Source organism: Xanthomonas sp. D-109 (genome assembly GCF_017746095.1).
In the GTDB taxonomy this organism is placed as follows: domain Bacteria; phylum Pseudomonadota; class Gammaproteobacteria; order Xanthomonadales; family Xanthomonadaceae; genus Xanthomonas_A; species Xanthomonas_A sacchari.
The window spans coordinates 216,832-235,552 of the sequence record NZ_JAGHWV010000011.1 but is presented as its reverse complement, the minus strand read 5'-3'; the positions used below and the strand labels follow the sequence as shown (position 1 = coordinate 235,552).

The following is an 18,721-nucleotide window of genomic DNA, read 5'->3' as shown; positions in this document are numbered from 1 at the left end:
AGGAGGGCAAACACATGCAATTGGCAGCAGAGGCCGTGCCGCATCGAGACGCAGCTGGCGTCGACGCTGGCGTCTCGCATTGGCCGGCACCGGCGCCGTTTGGTGTTGCGGTCGCCGCCAGCCTCGCCGCCGGCGTGCTGGCCGCGCTGTGGCTGCCGCGCCTGCTGCCCTGGCCGCTGGCCGTGGCGATCCTGCTCGCCGGGGCGGCGCTGTACGTGGCGGCGCCGCGCTGGCGCTGGCTGGGGGCGTTTGCGATCGGTGCCGGCTGGCTGGCGTTGGTCGCCGGCATGGTACTGGCAAGGCAGTTGCCGGCCGCCTGGGAAAAGCGCGTGGTCGACGTCCGCGGCCAGGTGGTGGAACTGCCGCAGGCGGAGACCCGCCGCACCCGCTTCCTGTTCCGCGTGGACAGCGACGCGGCGCAGCCGGCACCGGTGCGCGGGCGCCTGCTGCAACTGGCGTGGTACGACGACTTCGGCACGCACCAGGCCGGACCGCGCAGCGCCCTGCGCGCCGGCGCGCGCTGGCAGTTGCAGGTGCGCCTGCGTGCACCGCGCGGCTTGAGCAATCCGGGCGGCTTCGATGCCGAGGCCTATGCGCTGGCGCAGCGGATCAGCGCCAGCGGCTACGTGGTGGCGCCGCGTGCGGCTACGCAACTGACGCCGGGGCAGGGCATCGACGCCTGGCGTGCGGGCATGTCCGCACGCATCGCCGCGGCCGTGCCGCAGGCCTCGGCGCGCTACGTGCAGGCACTGGCGCTGGGCGACACGCGGCGCCTGGACGATCGCGACTGGCGCATCCTGCGTGCCGCCGGCCTGACCCATCTCATCGCCATTTCCGGCTTCCATGTCGGCCTGGTCGCCGGCGCCTTCGCGTTGCTCGGCGGCGGCCTGTGGCGGCTGTGGCCGCAGTTGGGCCGCTACTGGCCGCGCCGCCAGGCCGCGGCGGCGCTGGCGCTGCTCGGTGCCGGCGGCTACACCCTGGTGTCGGGCATGGCCTTGCCGACCGTGCGCACCGCGCTGATGATCGCCGTGGTGGTCGCGGCACGGCTGTGGCGGCGGCCGGTGCGGGTGGTCGACGCGCTGGCGCTGGCGGCGATCGCCATGCTGCTCTGCGACCCCCTGGCCGTGCTCTCGGCCGGTTTCTGGCTGAGCTTCCTCGGCGTCGCCTGGCTGGCCTGGTGCATGCCCGACGCCGGGCGCGGCTGGCGCGAGACGCTGCGCAGTTTCCTGACCGCGCAGGGCGTGGCCACGGTCGGCCTGCTGCCGGTGAGCACGATGCTGTTCGGGCAGGCCTCGCTGGTCGGGCCGCTGGCCAATCTGCTGGCGATCCCCTGGTGGAGCCTGGTGGTGGTGCCGCTGGCCCTGCTCGGGACCGCGCTGGAGGCACTGCATCCCGGCGCCGGCGCCTGGCTGTGGCGCCTGGCCGCGGCCTGCTTCGACCTGACCTGGCCGTTGTTCGTTGCCCTGGGCGAAAGCCGCTTCGCGCTGCGCTGGTTGCCGGAGGCGCGCGACTGGGCGCTGCCGCTGGCCATGCTGGGCGCGTTCTGGCTGCTGTTGCCGCGCGCGGTGCCGGGCAAGCCGCTGGCGGCGCTGCTGTGGTTGCCGTTGCTGCACCCGCCACTGGAGCGGCCACGGCCGGGCGAGGTCGATCTGGTGATGTTCGACGTGGGGCAGGGGCTGTCGTTGCTGGTCCGCACCGCCCACCACCAACTGCTGTACGACACCGGCCCGGCGGTGGAGGACGGCTACGACGCCGGCGAGCGGGTGGTGGTGCCGGCGCTGCATGCGCTCGGCGTGGCGCGGCTGGATCGCGCGGTGATCAGTCATGGCGACAACGATCATGCTGGCGGCCTGGGCGCGGTGCGCGCGGCGCTGCCGATTGGCCTGACCCAGGCTCCCGCCGGTGCGCCGTTGCCGTTGGACCGGGCCTGCGTGGCCGGCGAGGCCTGGGAGTGGGATGGAGTGCGTTTCCGGTTCCTGCATCCGACGCCACACTTTCCCTATCTGCGCAACGAGTCCAGTTGCGTCCTGCGCGTGGAGACCGCGCACGGTGCGTTGCTGCTGGCCGGCGACATCGGCGACGTGGTCGAGCGCACGCTGCTGCGCGAGACGCCGCAGGCGCTGCACGCCGAGGTGGTAGTGGCGCCGCATCATGGCAGTGCGCATTCCTCGCAGCCGGCCTTCGTTGCCGCCACCGGCGCACGGCTGGTGCTGGTCTCGGCAGCCTACGGCAACCGCTTCGGCCATCCGCACCCTGGCGTGGTGGCGCGCTGGCAGGCCGCCGGTGCCGAGGTCGCCGGCACGCCGCAGGGCGGTGCGCTGCGCGTGTGGCTGGGGCGCGCCGGCCTGCAACTGCGCGAGCGGCGGTCCTGGCGGGCGCGGCTGTGGGACGCGGCGGAGCGGGCGCGGGCGGCTGCTATCCTATCGGCCAGTGAACGAACGGCCGAGCGTGCCGGAGGGTTGCGACGTGTGGGAACTGGTCAAGGCCGGTGGCTGGCCGATGGTGCCGTTGCTGCTGTTGGGCGTGGTCGCGCTGGCGATCGTCCTGGAGCGGTTCTGGAGCCTGCGCCGTAGCGAGGTGTTGCCGCCGGGACTGGGCCAGGAAGTGCGCAACTGGGCCACGCGCGGCAAGCTCGATCCCACCCACATCGAGTCGCTGCGGCGCAATTCGCCGCTGGGCGCGCTGCTCGCCGCCGGCCTGGACGTGCGCAACCGCCCGCGCGAGATCGTGCGCGAGCGCATCGAGGACACCGGCCGACATGTCGTGCACCGCATGGAGCGTTACCTGAACGCGTTGGGCACGATCGCCTCGGCCGGGCCGCTGCTGGGCCTGCTCGGCACCGTGGTCGGCATGATCCAGATGTTCCTCGGCATCCTCGACCACGGCCTGGGCGACGTGAACCAGCTCGCCGGCGGCATCGGCAAGGCGCTGGTGTGCACCGCCACCGGCATGATCATCGCGGTACCCGCGCTGATCTTCCATCGCCATTTCAAGGGCCGCATCGCCGGCTATGTGATCGAGATGGAGCAGGAAGCCACCGCGCTGACCGATGCGCTGGACGGCCACGGCCGTGCCGTGGCGCCGGCGACACGCGGCGCCGCGCCGAACGCCGCGACGGCCAAGGGCTGAGCCGGTGCGGATCCGCGATGACCGTGGCCAGGACGAGCCGCAGATCGACCTGGTGCCGTTGATCGACGTCATCCTGGTGCTCATCATCTTCTTCGTCGTGACCACCACCTTCGATGCACGTTCGACGCTGCAACTGCAGTTGCCCAACGCCAGCGACCGCAATGCGCCGCCGCCGGCGCGCGCGCTGAGCGTGCTGATCAACGCCGACGGGCATTACTTCATCAACGACCAGGAAGTGCTGCGCACCGACGTGGAGTCGGTCAAGCGCAGCATCGCCCAGGTCGCCGGCGACGACCGCGAACAGCCGGTGCTGCTGCGCGCCGACGCGCGCACGCCTTACCAGGCGGTGGTCACCGCGCAGGACGCGCTGGGCCAGCTCGGGTTCCGCCGCATCGCCATCGCCACTGCCCCCGAAGTCAACAGGGACGGAAGCTCCAAGTGAATGTACCCACCGACGTGCCCGTCCAGGATTCCCCCTGGCGGACCTATCGCCGCCTGTTGTCCTATGCCGGCGGCTACCGCGGCCTGCTGCTGATCGCCGCCGTCGGCGCGCTGCTGGAAGCGCTGGCCGGCTCCGGCTTCCTGGCGCTGATGAAGCCGATCACCGACGAGACCTTCATCGCCCGCAACCGCGAGGTGGCGATGTGGCTGCCGCTACAGATCGTCGGCCTGTTCGTGCTGCGCGGCATCGCCGGCTACGTCACCGACATGTCGATGGGGCGTGCGGCGCGGAGCATCTCCCGCGATTTCCGGGTCAATGTGCTGGACAAGTACCTGCGCCTGCCGGGCAGCCGCTTCGATGCCGAGCCGGTTGCCTCGATGCTGGTGCGGCTGGGTTCGGACAGCGAGCAGGTGGCGCAGGCCGCGGTCGACGCGATGAAGGTGATGGTGCAGCAGACCCTGCAGATCGTCGGCGCGCTGGCGGTGATGCTGTGGTACAGCTGGACCGTGACCGTCACCATCCTGCTGGTGGCGCCGCCGCTGGCCTGGGTGATGGACCGCGTGGCCAAGCGCTACCGGCGGGTCAGTCATCGCATCCAGGAAAGCAACGCGGAACTGATGCAGTCCGCCGAGCAGGCCCTGTCCGGCAACCAGGAGGTCAAGGTCTACGGTGCGCGCGGCAGCGAGATGGAGCGCTACCAGCAGTTGGCCGACACCAACCTGCATCTGGCGATGAAGGTCGAATCCACCCGCGGCATCTCCTCGGCCGCGGTGCAGTTGCTGGGCGCGATCGGCCTGGCCGCGCTGCTGCTGATCGCCGGCCACGAAGCCTTGGCCGGGCGCCTGACCGCCGGCGAGTTCGTGTCGCTGATGACCGCGATGATGGCGATCATCCCGGCATTGAAGAACCTCACCAATGTGCAGAACATGCTGCAGCGGGGCGTCGCCTCGGCGCAGCGGCTGTTCGTGGTGCTGGATGCGCCGGAGGAACAGGACAGCGGCACCCGCCACATCGAGCGCGCGCAGGGCCGGATCGAGTTCCGCGAGGTCACCGCCGCCTATCCGGGGCAGGCGCGGCCGGCGCTGGCCGAGGTCAGCTTCGTCGCCGAACCCGGCACCGTCACCGCCATCGTCGGCCGTTCCGGCAGCGGCAAGTCGAGTTTGGTCAAGCTGATCCCGCGCTTCTACGATCCGCAGTCCGGGCAGATCCTGCTCGATGGCCATCCGCTGCAGGAGTATCGGCTGGAGGATCTGCGCCGGCAGATCGCCCTGGTCGGCCAGCAGGTGATGCTGTTCGACGGCAGCATCGCCGAGAACGTCGCCTACGGCGAGATGCGCGAGGCCGGTCCGGCGCAATTGCGCCAGGCGGTCGCCGACGCCAATGCCATGGAGTTCGTCGATCACCTGCCGGAAGGGCTGCAGGCGCAGGTCGGGGCCAAGGGCAGCCGCCTGTCCGGCGGCCAGCGCCAGCGCCTGGCGATCGCCCGCGCCATGCTCAAGGACGCGCCGATCCTGATCCTCGACGAGGCCACCGCGGCGCTGGACAACGAATCCGAGCGGCTGGTGCAGGACGCCTTGCACCGGCTGATGCCCGACCGCACCACGCTGGTGATCGCCCACCGCCTCTCGACCATCGAACACGCCGACCAGGTGCTGGTGATGGACCACGGCCGCATCGTCGAGCGCGGCACCCACCACGAGCTGCTGGCGCTGGGCGGGGTGTATGCGCACCTGCACAGCATGCAGTTCCGCGAAAGGCAGTTCGGATGAGCGAGCGCGGGCCGCACACCCCCGCCTACTGGTACGGCACGGGTTCGCCGCCGCTGCATGCGCGCGTGTTGACCCCGCTGTACGCGGCGGCGATCGCGCTGCGCCGTGCGCTGTACCGGCGCGGCTGGCGCAAGCGCCACAGCATCGCCGCACCGGTGGTGGTGGTGGGCAATCTCACCGCCGGCGGTACCGGCAAGACGCCGCTGACCATCGCCCTGGTGCAGCGCCTGCGCGACGCCGGCTGGAGCCCGGGCGTGGCCAGCCGCGGCTACGGCCGCAGCCAGCCGCAGGAACCGCGCTGGATCGAGCCGGGCACCTCGGCCGAGCAGGGCGGCGACGAGCCGGTGCTGATCGCGCGCAAGACCGGCGTGCCGGTGCGGGTGGACCGCGACCGCGTCGCCGCGGCGCGCGCGCTGCTGCAGGCCGGCTGCGACATCGTGGTCTGCGACGACGGCCTGCAGCACTACCGCCTGCAGCGCGACATCGAGATCGAGGTGGTGGACGGCCAGCGCCGCTACGGCAACGGCCGCCTGCTGCCGGCCGGGCCGCTGCGCGAGCCGGTGGCGCGCGGCAACGAATGCGATTTCCGGGTCATCAACCTGGGCCAGGCCAGCGACAGCGGCGCGCTCGAAGCCGGCTTCGGCGAATGGGCGATGCGCCTGCGCATCGACAGCGCGCAGCCGTTGCGCGGCGGCCGTGCGCGGCCGCTGCGCAGCTTTGCCGGCCAGCGCGTGCATGCCGTGGCTGGCATCGCCCACCCGCAGCGCTTCTTCGACATGCTGCGCGCGCAGGGCATCGGCGTGGTCCCGCATGCCTTTCCCGACCACCACCAGTACCGCGCCGCGGACCTGGCCTTCGGCAGCGAACTGCCGGTGCTGATGACCGAGAAGGACGCGGTGAAGTGCGCGACCTTCGTCAACGATTGGTGCTTCAGCGTGCCGCTGGTCGCCGAGCTGCCGGCGGCGTTCTGGATCGGCCTGCTGGACCGGCTGGACAAGCTGCGCGGCCGCGCCGGCGAGTCCGGCGACTAGCGGCGCGGCGCATCAACTGTTTCCGCCGCAATCGCGCCGGATCCAGCGTCTCCCGTAGGAGCGGCTTCAGCCGCGATGGGGCGTTACCGGTAAAGCCCATCGCGGCTGAAGCCGCTCCTACAGGACGCTCAAGACGCTTCCGACGAGAGGTGCCTGGAGGCACGCAGGCGGCACGACGCTCGTCGCAGCCCACGCCTTGAGCACCGCGTTCCGCCAGCGAACCGCGCTAGAACCGGTAGTTCAGCGACAGCGCAGTGTTGCGTGGCGCGCCATAGTAGCCCTGCGCCCAGTACAGGCTGTTGATGTACTTGCGGTCGGTGACGTTGTAGACGTTGAGCGTGGCGCTGAACTGCGGGGTGAAGTCGTAGTGCGCCATCAGCCCGAGCAGCGCGTAGCTGTCCTGTCGGGTGAAAATCTCATTGCCGCTGGTGTCCACGGCCTGCTGGTCGCGGGAGATGTCGCTTTGCCAGGTCAGCGTCGCGCCCAGCTTCAGCGCTTCCCACTGCGGCACGGTGTAGGTGCTGGCGAGCTTGAAGGTGCGGCGCGGCACGTAAGTGCGCACGTTGTTGCCGGCGTCGTCCTTGAGGCTCAGCTGGGTGTAGCCGGCATTGAGCTGCCAGTGTTCGCCGAGCCGGCCGGCGATGTCGAACTCGTAGCCGGTGGAGGTGGCGTCCACCGGCTTGTAGGTCTGCAGCGTGCCGACGTAGGCATCGGCTTCGGCGGTGTTGTCCTGCTTGGCGCGGAAAATGGCGAACGAGGCATTGACCCGCTGCTGCAGCCACTGGCCCTTGATGCCCAGTTCGGCGTTGCTGCCGGTGATCGGGTCCAGCACCCGCAGGTTGCGGTCCAGTTCGGTCTGCGGATTGAAGATCTCCGCATAGCTGGCGTACAGCGCGTAGTTCGGATCGAAGGTGTACACCGCGCCGACGAACGGGGTGGTCTTGCTGGCGTCGTAGACGTGCTGCACGCCGTAGTTCTGGCCGCTGCTCTCGATCCGGGTGTGGTTGACGCCGGTGATCAGCTTCAGCGCATCGCTCAGGTTCCAGCGCGCGGTGGCGTAGGCGCTGCGGCGGATCATGTCGAACGCGGCGCCGGTCGGCGCGGTGGTGAACGCCGGCAGGGCGATGTCGCCGCTCCAGTTCTCCAGGCTGGGCAGGGCGAACCAGGCGCTGGTGTCGCTGGAATCGGGGTAGGTGGAGACCTGCGAGACGTCGATGCCGGCCCACTTCACCCCGGCCACCAGTTCGTGCTCGCGTCCGCCCAGCACGAACGGGCCGCTGGCGTAGAGGTCGGCGTACTTCTGGGTTTCGTGGCTGACGTAGCGCGAGGGATAGGAGTACAGCCCCAGCCCGGTGGCGCGCTCGGGCGTGCCGTAGGCGTAGAACAGGTTGCCGTCCGACTCCAGCTTGCGGTAGTTCAGCGCGGCCTTGAGCTGCCAGCCGCCGCCCAGCCCCTGCTGCAGTTCCACGAACGCGCGCTTGTCGGTGCTGTTCCAGTACGACCAGTCGGCCGAGGTGCTGGTCGAGCGCGCATAGTGGGTGGCGCTGCCGTCGCTGTAGTACAGGGGCAGGGCGCCCCACATGCCGCCGTGGGGTTCATTCTTCTGGTAGCTGGCGCCCACGCTGAGCAGGGCGCTGTCGCTCAGGTCGGCCTCGACGATGCCGTAGACGCTGCGCTTCTTCAGCGAGTAGCGGTCCAGGTAGCTGTCGCCGTCCTGGCCGGCGGCGACGATGCGCCCGCGCACGCTGCCGCTGTGGTTGAGCTTGCCCGACAGGTCCGCGTCCACCCGCCGCATGTCCCAGCTGCCGGCGGTGACGCCGACGCTTCCCTGCAGGTCCTGGGTCGGGCGCTTGCGCACGAAGTTGATCGTCGCCGACGGGTTGCCGGTCGAGGACAGCAGGCCGTTGGCGCCGCGCAGCACTTCCACGCGCTCGTACATCGCCGTGTCCAGGTCGCCCTCGGCGCCGCCGTTGGTGAACGGCAGGCCCAGCCCGTCGACCTGGAAATTGATGATGTCGAAGCCGCGCGCGGTGTAGTAGGTGCGGTCGGTCTCGATCTTCTCCACGTTGACGCCGGTGGCCAGGGCCAGTACCGCGTTGGCGTTGTCCAGGCCGAAATCGTCCATCTGCTCGCGGCTGATCGTGCTCACTGACTGCGGCGTCTGCAGGGGGCTCAATACCAGGCCGGTGCCGGTGGCGCTGGCCGGCGGGGTGTAGCCGTCGCTGCGCTGCGCGACCACTTGCAGCTTGTCTAGCAGCGTCGGCGCGGCCTCGCCGGTCGAGGCCGCTTCTGCGGCGGTCGCATCCGCATCGGCCGCGCTGGCGGCCAGCGGCACCAGCAGGGCGACGAGCGCCAGGCACAGCGCGTGGCGGCGGACGGGGGCGCAAGCAGGCGATGCGGCGAGCCGGGCGGAACGGGCAGGAAGGTTCATCGGGCAGGATCTATAGAATGGGAGGGGACGGCGGTGCGCCGCGTGGCCGGCAAGCGCCATCGAGGATGGTCGGCTGCCGTTTCGTTGGCGAATACGAACTATTCTCAATAAGCAATGGAGAAAGATCAACGCATGTGTCGGTTTCCCGAGTTCCAGCGTTCAGCCATGACCCTGCGCGCGGGCGCCGCATGAGCGCGCCGCCCCCCTTCGTGGTCGCCATCCCGGCCCGCTATGCCGCCTCGCGGCTGCCGGGCAAGCCCTTGCGTGCGCTCGGCGGCGAGCCGCTGATCCGCCACGTGGCCCGGCGTGCGCTCGCCGCCGGTGCCACGCAGGTGTGGGTGGCCGCCGACGATGCGCGCATCGCCGCCGCGGTGGCCGACCTGGACGGCGTGCACGTGGCCACGACCTCCAGCGATCACGCCTCCGGCACCGACCGCCTGGCCGAGTGCGCCGACATCGCCGGCTGGGACGATGCGACCCTGGTGGTCAACCTGCAGGGCGACGAACCGTTCGCGCCGGTCGCCGGCATCGTCGCGGTGGCCCGGACCCTGGCCGACAGCGGCGCCGAGATGGCGACCCTGGGCACGCCGGTGGACGCGGCCGAACACCTGTTCGATCCCAACGTGGTCAAGCTGGTGCGCCGCGCCGACGGCGATGCGCTGTACTTCAGCCGCGCGCCGATCCCCTGGCACCGCGACGCCTTCGCCACCTCGCAGGCGCAGCTGCCGCTGCCCGGCCCGTGGTTGCGGCATATCGGCATCTATGCCTATCGCGCCGGCTTCCTGCGCCGGTTCGCGGCGATGCCGCCGGGCACGCTGGAGCGGATCGAATCGCTGGAACAGTTGCGGGTGCTGGAAGCCGGCTTCCGTATCGCGGTGGCGCTGTCGCCGGCGCCGTTCCCGCCCGGGGTGGACACGCCCGAGGACCTGGCGCGCGCCGAGGCCTATCTGCAGGGCGGTCAGGCATGAAGCTGCTGCTGGTGTGCCTGGGCAACATCTGCCGTTCGCCGATGGCCGAGGGCGCGCTGCGCCACCATCTGCAGCGCTCGCCACTGGCGAGCGTGGTGGAGGTCGACTCGGCCGGCACCGGCGACTGGCACCGCGGCGAGCCGCCTGACCGGCGTGCGGTCGCCTGCGCGGCCGCGCACGACGTGGACATCGCCGGCCTGCGCGCGCGGCAACTGCGCGACCGCGACTTTGCCGAATTCGACTGGCTGCTGTGCGCCGATGCGGCGAACCTGCGCGACGTGCTGCAGCGCGCACCGGCGTCGGCGCGCGAGCGCGTGGCGCTGTGGCTGCCGTGGGCCGGGGTGCATGGCCGGAGCGAGATTCCGGATCCGTACACCGGCGGCAGCGCGCAGTTCGAGCAGGTCTGGCAACTGGTAGACGAAGCGGCCGCCGGCAGCGTGGCACGACTGTCCGCCGACCTCGGCTCCGGCATAATCGGCCGATGAATTCCATCGCCGCCCTGGAACTTCCCGCGTCCGGCGCCTGGCTCAACGCCGAGCCGATCCGCCTGCGCGACCTGCAGGGCCGGGCGCTGGTGCTGGCCTTCGTCAATGCCGCCTCGGTGTGGTGCGCGCAGCGTCTGGCCGAACTGGGCCAGTGGCAGGCGCGCAATCCCGGACGGCTGCAGGTGATCGTGGTGCAGGTGCCGCGCTTCGACAGCGAGCGCGAGCCGCAGCGGGCGCTGAAGCTGCTGCGCGGCCAGGGCGTGTCCGCGCCGATCCTGCTCGATGCCGATTGGGCCGCCTGGCAGCGCTTCGACATCCAGGCCTGGCCGACCCTGGTGCTGATCGACGCCGGCGGTGTCGAGCGTGAGCGCCTGGTCGGCATCGGCGGCGCCGAACTGGACAAGGCGCTGCACGCGCTGTGCGCCGGGCAGCCGTTGCCGCTGGACGAGGACCTGCGCGACGCCCGCGAGACCCAGCCGGAGCCGCGCCTGCCGCTGCGCTTCCCGACCGGCCTGGTGGTGGCCGACGATCTGCTGTATGTGGCCGACAGCGGTCATCACCGCATTCTCGAATGCAGCACCAATGGCCGCGTCCTGCGCCAGTTCGGTATCGGCACCGCCGACTTCATCGACGGCGCGATCGGCGAGGCGGCGTTCCACCGTCCGCGCGGGCTGGCGCTGGAGCGTGGCGTGCTGTACGTGGCCGACACCGGCAACCATGCGCTGCGCCGGATCAACCTCCTCACCGGCCAGGTCGACACGCTGTGCGGCAACGGCCGCGCCGGCGAGCCGGTCGAGGGGCGTGTGGAGCAACCGCTGCTGGCGCCGTTGAACCATCCGCAGGACGTGGTGATCGCCGACAACCAGGTGCACCTGGCGATGGCCGGCGACAACCGCATCTGGAGCTACGACCTGGGCAGCCGCAGCCTGCGCTGGCGCGCGGGCGCCGGCGGGCTGGAGCTGCGCGACGGCAGCGGCCACCTGGCCGCGTTCGCGCAGCCGTGCAGCCTGGCCGCGGTGCAGCAGGTGCTGTACGTGTGCGATGCGCTGGGCTCGGCGGTGCGCTCGATGCAGTTGCGCGGGGACCTGGTGCAGACCCTGCTCGGCGGCCAGGGGCCGTGGGATTTCGGCAACGAGGACGGACCGCGCAGCCGGGCGCGCCTGCAGTTCCCGCAGGCGATCGCGCTGAGCCCGGACGCGCCGCTGCTGTGGATCGCCGACAGCGGCAACGGCAGCCTGCGCAGCCTGCGCCTGGGCGGCGGCGAACTCTCCACTGCAGTGTTGCCGCGGCGCCTGCACGGCCCGGGCGGGCTGGCAGTGAGCGCGGGCACCGTGTGGATCGCCGAGACCGATGCGCATGCGGTGCTGCGCTACGACATCGCCAGCGGCGAACTGCGCGACCTCGCGATCGGCGAATGAGTACCCCCGAATTGCCTCCGTTCGACGGCAAGGCCTTTGCCGCCAACCTCAGTACCGCGCCCGGCGTCTACCGCATGTACGCCGCCGACGACACCTTGCTCTACGTCGGCAAGGCCGGCGCGCTGCGCAAGCGCGTGTCCAGCTACTTCAGCGGCTCGCCGAAGAATGCGCGGACCATGGCGATGCTGGCGCAGGTGGCGCGCATGGACGTCACCGTCACCCGCAGCGAGGGCGAGGCGCTGCTGCTGGAAAACCAGCTGATCAAGTCGCTGTCGCCGCGCTACAACGTGTCGCTGCGCGACGACAAGAGCTATCCCTACGTGCTGCTGACCCGCGAGGAGTGGCCGCGGATCACCCTGCACCGTGGCCCGCGCGCGGTGCCCGGGCGCTACTTCGGGCCGTATCCCGGCGTCACCGCGGTGCGCGAGACGCTGAACCTGATGCACAAGCTGTTCAAGCTGCGCAGCTGCGAGGACAGCGTGTTCCGCAACCGTTCGCGGCCGTGCCTGCAATACCAGATCGGCCGCTGCAGCGCGCCGTGCGTGGCGCTGGTGGCGGCCGACGAGTACGCCGAGGCGGTGCGCCGCTCCACGCTGTTCCTGGAAGGGCGCAGCGACCAGCTCGGCGAGGAACTGGTGCAGGCCATGCAGGCCGCCAGCGAGCGCCTGGAGTTCGAGCGCGCCGCGCGCCTGCGCGACCTGCTCGGCTCGCTGCGCAGCATGCAGAGCCGGCAGTACGTGGACGGCCGCGCCGCCGACCTCGACGTGCTGGCCTGCGCCACCCAGGGCGCCAACGCCTGCGTGCTGCTGCTGGCGTTCCGCGACGGGCGCAATCTCGGCACCCGCGCGTTCTTCCCCAAGACCAACGGCGAGGACAGCGCCGCCGAAGTGCTGGGCGCGTTCGTGTCGCAGTACTACGTCGAGCACGCGCCGCCGCGCGAGGTGCTGCTGGACCGCGAGATTCCCGACGCCGAGCTGATCGAGGCGGCGCTGAGTTCGGCCGCCGAGCGCAAGGTGCAGCTGAAGTGGAACGTGCGCGGCGAGCGCGCCGGCTACCTGGAGTTGGCCAGCCGCAACGCCCAGGCCACCCTGGTCACCGAACTGACCAGCCGCAACGCCCAGCACGCGCGCAGCGAAGCGCTGCGCGAGATGCTCGGCCTGGCCGAGCCGGTCAAGCGGGTGGAATGCTTCGACATCAGCCACACCATGGGCGAGGCCACGGTGGCCTCCTGCGTGGTGTTCGATGCCAGCGGCCCGGTGCGCAGCCAATACCGCCGCTACAACATCAGCGGCATCGAGCCGGGCGACGACTACGCGGCGATGCGCCAGGCGATCGAGCGCCGTTTCCGCCGCGCCGCCGAAGGCGAGGGCAAGGGCGATGCGGTGCTGCCGGACGTGCTGCTGATCGACGGCGGCGCCGGCCAGTTGGCGCAGGCCACCGGCGCGCTGGCCGACCTGGGCGTGGACGGGGTGCTGCTGATCGGTGTGGCCAAGGGCGCCGAGCGCCGCGCCGGCCACGAGACCCTGGTGATGCCGGACGGGCGCGAGCTGCGGCCGGGCGCGGCGTCGCCGGCGCTGCAGTTCATCCAGCAGGTGCGCGACGAGGCGCACCGCTTCGCCATCACCGGCCACCGCGGGCGCCGGCAGAAGGCGCGCATGACCAGCAAGCTGGAGGACATCCCCGGCATCGGCCCGCGGCGCCGCGCCAGCCTGCTCAAGCACTTCGGCGGACTGGCCGGGCTCAAGGCCGCCGGCGAGGCCGAGATCGCGCGGGTGGAAGGGATCAATGACGCACTGGCTGCACGAATCTACGCTAACCTGCACGGGCTGCCGGTACCCGATCCGGCAGGTGAGTAGAGCAGCGCAATGAAGTTGACCATCCCCACCTGGCTCACGCTGCTGCGGATCGTGATGATCCCCGTGCTGGTGCTGGTGTTCTATCTGCCGTACACCTGGACCAACTTCGCCTCGGCGGCGATCTTCGGCCTGGCCGCGTTCACCGACTGGCTGGACGGCTGGGTGGCGCGGCGCTACCACCAGTACTCCGCGTTCGGTGCGTTCCTGGATCCGGTGGCCGACAAGCTGATGGTGGCGGTGGCGCTGTTCCTGATCGTGCAGGGCCACCCGACGCCGTGGATGGCGTTCTGGGCGGCGGTGATCGTCGGCCGCGAGATCGCGGTGTCGGCGCTGCGCGAGTGGATGGCCGAGATCGGCCAGCGCGCCAAGGTGCGCGTGGCGATGATCGGCAAGATCAAGACCACCGCGCAGATGGTGGCGCTGCTGTGCCTGCTGTACTCGGTGATGCCCGACGGCTCGCCGCCGGAAAGCGTGTGGATGGGCCTGTTTGTCTTCCACGTCGGCGACTGGACCCTGGCCATCGCGGCGATCCTGACCCTGTTGTCTGGTATCCAGTACTTGCATGCGGCCTGGCCGAGCCTGCGCGACGACGAGCGCGCGGCGGTGGCGGAAAAGAACGCGAAAAAAATCGAAGGCAACGGTTGACAGGCTGCGTGGTCCCGGTAGAATTCGCGGCCTCAAGCGGGAATAGCTCAGTTGGTAGAGCGCAACCTTGCCAAGGTTGAGGTCGCGAGTTCGAGTCTCGTTTCCCGCTCCAGATCATGAAAACAGGACCTTCGGGTCCTGTTTTCGTTTTGGCGGAGGCTCTGCACCGGCAGATGCGATGCACGCGCGTCGCGCCGTCGCGCAGTGCCGTTTCGCTTGATGCGGTCGCCGGCAACGCGATGGCGAACTGCACTGCGTCAGTTGGCCGCCGCCATCGCATCGCATCGCCGGATGGCCGTGTCAGCTGCCGTTGTCGGAAGCGATCCAGCTCGCTGCCTTGGCCTGCCGCGCCGGTGCTCATGCAGGTTGTCGGCTGCTCAACGTTGAATGAGGGCGCGCCGTTCGCCATGCGCAATCTCGGCTGGATCAAGATGCAGGCGCCGCGGCGGCGTTGAGGATGCCGCGGGCGCTGCATCAGTCTGTACTCGCCACCGTGCGCTGACCGCGTCGCGCGCCAGCGGCGAGCGCGTCATACAGGCGCGACCGCGACGCGAGAAATGCGCCCCTGTGTTCTCGTGCCGCCTCAGGGCTTTGGAGTGGCCGCACGGAAGCCGGCATGCCCGCACGCGGCGTCGTAGGCGTAGTCGCCCGCGGCGAGCAGGTGGCGGCCGCTGTTGATGTGCGCCGGTGGCGTCTTCAGCGGTCCGCGCCACTGCACGCTGTCCGGCGTCGCCGCCTTGCCGTCGCCGACCGCGAAGCCGTAGCCGAACACCGGCTGTCCCTTGGCGTCGACGACATCCAGCCGCAGTTGGGTGGCATCCGGCACCACGCGCGTGGGATGGCCTGCCATCTCCACGGTCTGTTGCAGGCTCTCGGGCGTAGCGGGCGGCACCACCGGATTGAGCATCATGTAGGACACGCCGGTGTCGGGCAGCAGCTTGCCGCAGACACGGTAGTCGCTGCCGCTGCCGGGGAAGCTGGCGCAGGCAGTGGGCGCCTGCCAGTCGCTCGGTGCGGTGGCGGTGGCCGCGCCGCGCTGCAGCGGCACCAGGGCGAAACCGGTCAATGCCTGCTTGCTGACACCCAGGGTGATGCCCTTGGCGCCGACGATGTAGCCGGGGCTCATGCGCTGCGCACGCATCTGCGCCAGGTTGAGAAACGGATTGCGCGCGGCGTCGACGCCGCGGTCGTAGCCCACGCCCATCATGCCGAAGCCCGGCGAAATGGTGCTGCAGTTGCGCAGCACCTGCGTGGTGCTGCTCAACGCGGGGCTGCCGTCGTAGCCGGCGCAGGTGGCGGGTACCTGCGCCAGCGGCTTGGGGGGCTGGGCGACGCTGGCGACATCGCAGGTGCACTGCGCCGCCAGTACGGTGATGCGGTCCACCCGCGCCGCGGCGCTCTTGCCGTCGGCGGAAACACCGAGTCGCATCGGCACGTCCACGTACTTGCCGGGGTGATACTTGCCGTCGCTCGAGTAGAAGATGTAGCCGGGCGTGCTGGACGCGTCCCAGGCGCTGCGCAGCGCGTCGCTCAGTGGCACCACCACGCCGGTGGAACCGGTATCGACTTCCAGCACCTGGCTGCCGCTGCTGCGGCCATCGGCATCGCTGCCGAGCTGCACGCGGACCTGGTAGGCGAATTTGGGCGTGGCCCTGGAGACCAGCGGCAGGTCCACGGTCTGCGACTGCAGTGCGCAGGTCTGCGCGGTGGCGGTGGCGCTCGCGGCCAGGCAAAGGACGGTGCCGCTCCAGCGTGTCCATCGGTTCATGGCGATGCCTCGGTTGGGTGTGGCGCCATGCTAGAGCGCGGTAACGCGTCGATCGCGTGGGGCGCAGTGCGAGTGTGCGCTTGTCTACCTAGGCCGGCGTGGCGCTGTGCTGATCATTCCAGAGGCGCCACGGCAGCATTGCACCGCATAGCGCAATGCGGAAATCGCGAAACGCAAAAAGGGCCGCAAAGGCGGCCCGATTCGCTGCATCGTCAAACTGGAGGCCTGGGTCGGAATTGAACCGGCGTACGCGGATTTGCAGTCCGCTGCATAACCACTCTGCCACCAGGCCGGTGGACTGATGTCTCGTCGCAACGCCCGTGGCGTCTGACAAAACAAAGCCCCGCTGGCGGGGCCTTTGTGGCGGGAACTGGACATTGCCCTGTGGCAATAATCCAACATATTGATTCAAAAGATTTTTTTGAACCAGTCCAGCGCACAACGGACTGCATTGTGTACCAAGCCCCCCAGCTTGGCAAGCCTGCGCTCGATGCTGTTATGTCGAACGCCTTCATACAGGTGGTGGTGAATTCGCGATTGGTTCTGTGCGGGGTTGGTAAGGACAAGCGCGCCTGCGCGCCTTCGGCAGCGATACGTGGCCATTGCGGCTACGCGTCGCTGTTCGCCGTAGTAACAGTTGTCGTAGGTGGGGGCAGTTGCGGAGGAGGATCTGTCGGCGAGATTGCGCACGTTCAACGCCAACTCCAGCGGTCGTGGTCGCAGCCGAGCAACGCGTCGAACAGGGTGAACGTCGGCACCTCCGCGCCTGTGGCGTCCACAGCGTCGTGTTCGGCACAAGGGATTCGCCTTAGTTTCACGGGCGGCCCGCCGTCCGTGGCCATGTAGGCGGCAGTGTGCGTGCGGGCCTGGCGTGCAAAGCCGTCGCCAGCGCGCTCTCCTGCGTCAACGTAGTGGCGTCACCGGCAGCGCCATTTTTGCGATGATGCCGGCCTCGCCATTCGCTCCTGACCTCATGATTCCATCGCGACCCGTCCCGCGTTTCGCAAACGTAGTGGGTGCGGCGCTGGTCGCGGCGCTCGGCCTGTGCGCTGCCGCCCACGCTGCGCCGCCCGCGCAAACCGTCACGCGCTGCGGCTGGTTCGACAATCCCACGCCAGGCAACGCCACGCTCGTTGACAAGGACGGCGAGTGGACCGTCGGCCAGCAGGGCGGGCACCAGGCCGAGGGTACGTGGCCGACGTTTCCGCCGGCGCGCTGGGTGGCGACCGGCACAGGCAGTGCCGGCTATGGCTGCGCCTGCCTCAAGGTGCGCGCGCGTGACGACACCCGGGAGGTGACCACGATCGTGTCCGCCACGGTGCAGCCCTTGAAGACCTGCCGACAGGACAAGGCGCTGCAGGGCAGGGAGCCGGAGAATCCGCTGAAGTAGCGCCTCGGTTGCGTGGCCGGTTGCCGGTGCGCTGCCATCGGGGGGATGCGTTGCCGCCGAGAATGCGTTCCGATTCAGCGAGGCAGCCGTGCCCGGCCGAACGCCGCCATGGTCACCGTTCGCTGCGTTCAGGATCGGACGGCCGCGGTTGCGTGTCGCGCCGGCCGGTGGCTGCCCGACCCGGCGTGCAGGCGGCTGCTGCCGGTCCGACCCCAACGCCGCAGAACCGCGAACGGGAAAGGCCGAATCGCGGCCTGGCACGCCGCCAGCCGGCGGCGGACTTTTTTTTGCAACTAAGGGCTAGCGCACCTCCCGGGAGGCGTGTAGAATGCGCGGCTCCCAAGCGGGAATAGCTCAGTTGGTAGAGCGCAACCTTGCCAAGGTTGAGGTCGCGAGTTCGAGTCTCGTTTCCCGCTCCAGATTGCGTCACGTGCCTCTTGCGAGGCGGGTGAAACCCCGAAAAAGGAGCTGCGGCTCCTTTTTTCGTTTCCGCAATTCGTCTTTTCCCTGATAGCGCCAGATCCGGCCTCGCTGCCGGCGCTGCGCGCTGCGCCGTCGCTCACGCAAGCGAGCCGGCGAGGAGCGCCTGTCTGGTCGCGTCGTCGGCGGGGTAGAAGCATTCCAGCGTCAGCTCCGCCAGGGTCACGTCGGTTGCGGTACCGAAGACCGTGGTGGTGGAGAGAAACGACAGGATGCTTCCGCTTGCTCCGCTGCGGATCGAAAGCGGCACCGCGATCCGTGCGGCAGCGCCGTGCGGGCGATCGCTGGCCGGGCAGGGGAAGCCGTTGAGTTCGGTATGCAGCCTTTCGAGTTCGGGATCGGCCGACCGGTCGATGTCGAGGCGAAGCCGGGCCAGCAGATGGTGCCGCCATTCGGCGAGGTTGGCGATGCGCGGCGCCAGGCCATCGGGATGCAGGCTCGCGCGCAACACGTTGATGGGCGCCACCAGCAGCGTCGGATCGATGCCGACCAGCATCGCGGCCGCTGCGTCGTTGGCGCGTACCAGGTTCCAGTGACGGTCGAGCGCGAGTGCAGGAAACGGAGCGTGAGCGCGCAGCACCGCGTCGACGGCCGCCAGCGCGGCCGCCATGTCGGGCGCGTCGAGGGCGCGTTCGCCATGCACCGGCGCATAGCCCGCCGCGTGCAGCAGCCGGTTCTGTTCCCTGAGCGGCATCGCCAGCGGTTCGGCCAGGCGCAGCAGCAGGTCGCGGCTGGGCGCCGCCCGCCCGCTCTCGACGAAGCTCAGATGGCGCGTGGACACCTCTGCCGCGCAGGCCAGATCGAGTTGGCTGAGCCGGCGCCTGGCCCGCCAGTCGCGCAGCACGTCGCCCACGGTGATCGCGTGTGTCGTCATGTCCTCATCCTAGCGACCTGCGGCAGTGGTGCCAT

14 protein-coding genes and 3 tRNA genes are annotated in these 18,721 nt (G+C 70.2%); 13 read left to right on the top strand and 4 right to left on the bottom strand.

Annotation, left to right across the window (positions count from 1 at the left end; all coding sequences use genetic code 11):
* Positions 1-14 precede the first annotated feature (14 nt).
* Genes J7357_RS12565 through lpxK form a run of 5 tightly spaced genes read left to right on the top strand, consistent with a single transcriptional unit; the run spans position 15 to position 6,371 of the window.
* The gene (locus tag J7357_RS12565; RefSeq protein WP_209246850.1) at positions 15-2,573 is read left to right on the top strand and encodes a DNA internalization-related competence protein ComEC/Rec2; all 2,559 of its coding nucleotides are present in this window, start codon (positions 15-17) and stop codon (positions 2,571-2,573) included.
* Positions 2,467-3,129: a MotA/TolQ/ExbB proton channel family protein gene (locus tag J7357_RS12560; RefSeq protein WP_209246848.1), complete on the top strand. Its 663-nt coding sequence runs from the start codon at positions 2,467-2,469 to the stop codon at positions 3,127-3,129. Before J7357_RS12565 ends, J7357_RS12560 begins: the two co-directional genes overlap by 107 nt.
* A gap of 4 nt (positions 3,130-3,133) precedes the next feature.
* A complete protein-coding gene (locus J7357_RS12555; protein WP_019800228.1) occupies positions 3,134-3,571 on the top strand; it encodes a biopolymer transporter ExbD in 438 nt (145 codons plus the stop codon).
* Positions 3,568-5,340, top strand: coding sequence for a lipid A export permease/ATP-binding protein MsbA (msbA, locus tag J7357_RS12550; RefSeq protein WP_209246846.1), 1,773 nt, complete (start codon positions 3,568-3,570; stop codon positions 5,338-5,340). Before J7357_RS12555 ends, msbA begins: the two co-directional genes overlap by 4 nt.
* Positions 5,337-6,371 (top strand): tetraacyldisaccharide 4'-kinase, encoded by a 1,035-nt coding sequence (gene lpxK / locus J7357_RS12545; RefSeq protein WP_209246844.1) that lies wholly within the window; start codon positions 5,337-5,339, stop codon positions 6,369-6,371. The genes msbA and lpxK overlap by 4 nt, the downstream gene beginning before the upstream one ends.
* Positions 6,372-6,597: 226 nt before the next feature.
* Here the strand turns inward: lpxK and J7357_RS12540 are convergent, their stop codons facing one another.
* Complete coding sequence (locus tag J7357_RS12540) at positions 6,598-8,802, bottom strand: TonB-dependent siderophore receptor (RefSeq protein ID WP_244667469.1); 2,205 nt, start codon at positions 8,800-8,802, stop codon at positions 6,598-6,600.
* Between the two features lie 188 nt (positions 8,803-8,990).
* On the opposite strand from J7357_RS12540, the gene kdsB reads away from it, so the two are divergent.
* The 6 genes from kdsB to J7357_RS12510 all read left to right on the top strand — a co-directional run bounded on the left by kdsB (position 8,991) and on the right by J7357_RS12510 (position 14,286).
* Positions 8,991-9,770 (top strand): 3-deoxy-manno-octulosonate cytidylyltransferase, encoded by a 780-nt coding sequence (gene kdsB, locus J7357_RS12535; protein WP_209246842.1) that lies wholly within the window; start codon positions 8,991-8,993, stop codon positions 9,768-9,770.
* The gene (locus J7357_RS12530; RefSeq protein ID WP_209246840.1) at positions 9,767-10,255 is read left to right on the top strand and encodes a low molecular weight protein-tyrosine-phosphatase; all 489 of its coding nucleotides are present in this window, start codon (positions 9,767-9,769) and stop codon (positions 10,253-10,255) included. The genes kdsB and J7357_RS12530 overlap by 4 nt, the downstream gene beginning before the upstream one ends.
* A complete protein-coding gene (locus J7357_RS12525) occupies positions 10,252-11,673 on the top strand; it encodes a hypothetical protein (RefSeq protein ID WP_209246838.1) in 1,422 nt (473 codons plus the stop codon). Before J7357_RS12530 ends, J7357_RS12525 begins: the two co-directional genes overlap by 4 nt.
* Positions 11,670-13,529 (top strand): excinuclease ABC subunit UvrC, encoded by a 1,860-nt coding sequence (gene uvrC, locus J7357_RS12520; protein ID WP_010342634.1) that lies wholly within the window; start codon positions 11,670-11,672, stop codon positions 13,527-13,529. The genes J7357_RS12525 and uvrC overlap by 4 nt, the downstream gene beginning before the upstream one ends.
* A gap of 9 nt (positions 13,530-13,538) precedes the next feature.
* A complete protein-coding gene (pgsA, locus tag J7357_RS12515) occupies positions 13,539-14,174 on the top strand; it encodes a CDP-diacylglycerol--glycerol-3-phosphate 3-phosphatidyltransferase (RefSeq protein WP_010342633.1) in 636 nt (211 codons plus the stop codon).
* A gap of 36 nt (positions 14,175-14,210) precedes the next feature.
* Positions 14,211-14,286: transfer RNA gene (locus J7357_RS12510), tRNA-Gly, on the top strand.
* A gap of 471 nt (positions 14,287-14,757) precedes the next feature.
* Here J7357_RS12510 and J7357_RS12505 read toward each other — a convergent pair.
* Both J7357_RS12505 and J7357_RS12500 read right to left on the bottom strand, forming a co-directional pair.
* Positions 14,758-15,942 carry a hypothetical protein gene (locus J7357_RS12505; protein ID WP_209246836.1) on the bottom strand — a complete coding sequence of 395 codons (1,185 nt, stop codon included), beginning with the start codon at positions 15,940-15,942 and terminating at the stop codon, positions 14,758-14,760.
* A gap of 218 nt (positions 15,943-16,160) precedes the next feature.
* Positions 16,161-16,234 (bottom strand) — tRNA-Cys (locus J7357_RS12500).
* 579 nt (positions 16,235-16,813) lie between these two features.
* Here J7357_RS12500 and J7357_RS12495 point away from each other — a divergent pair.
* Together J7357_RS12495 and J7357_RS12490 are read left to right on the top strand one after the other, a co-directional pair.
* Positions 16,814-17,332 (top strand): DUF4087 domain-containing protein, encoded by a 519-nt coding sequence (locus J7357_RS12495; RefSeq protein ID WP_343237413.1) that lies wholly within the window; start codon positions 16,814-16,816, stop codon positions 17,330-17,332.
* A gap of 343 nt (positions 17,333-17,675) precedes the next feature.
* Positions 17,676-17,751, top strand: a tRNA-Gly gene (locus J7357_RS12490).
* A 140-nt stretch (positions 17,752-17,891) separates the two neighbouring features.
* Here the strand turns inward: J7357_RS12490 and J7357_RS12485 are convergent.
* On the bottom strand, positions 17,892-18,686 hold the full coding sequence (locus J7357_RS12485) for a helix-turn-helix transcriptional regulator (RefSeq protein WP_209246834.1): 795 nt from the start codon (positions 18,684-18,686) through the stop codon (positions 17,892-17,894).
* Between the last annotated feature and the right edge of the window lie 35 nt (positions 18,687-18,721).

Coding starts and splice junctions, on each gene's coding strand:
- J7357_RS12540 (WP_244667469.1), bottom strand. CDS start 8,802: ATGAACCTTCCTGCCCGTTCCGCCCGGCTCGCCGCATCGCCTGCTTGC.
- pgsA (WP_010342633.1), top strand. CDS start 13,539: ATGAAGTTGACCATCCCCACCTGGCTCACGCTGCTGCGGATCGTGATG.
- J7357_RS12505 (WP_209246836.1), bottom strand. CDS start 15,942: ATGAACCGATGGACACGCTGGAGCGGCACCGTCCTTTGCCTGGCCGCG.
- uvrC (WP_010342634.1), top strand. CDS start 11,670: ATGAGTACCCCCGAATTGCCTCCGTTCGACGGCAAGGCCTTTGCCGCC.
- J7357_RS12530 (WP_209246840.1), top strand. CDS start 9,767: ATGAAGCTGCTGCTGGTGTGCCTGGGCAACATCTGCCGTTCGCCGATG.
- J7357_RS12565 (WP_209246850.1), top strand. CDS start 15: ATGCAATTGGCAGCAGAGGCCGTGCCGCATCGAGACGCAGCTGGCGTC.
- J7357_RS12485 (WP_209246834.1), bottom strand. CDS start 18,686: ATGACGACACACGCGATCACCGTGGGCGACGTGCTGCGCGACTGGCGG.
- kdsB (WP_209246842.1), top strand. CDS start 8,991: ATGAGCGCGCCGCCCCCCTTCGTGGTCGCCATCCCGGCCCGCTATGCC.
- lpxK (WP_209246844.1), top strand. CDS start 5,337: ATGAGCGAGCGCGGGCCGCACACCCCCGCCTACTGGTACGGCACGGGT.
- J7357_RS12525 (WP_209246838.1), top strand. CDS start 10,252: ATGAATTCCATCGCCGCCCTGGAACTTCCCGCGTCCGGCGCCTGGCTC.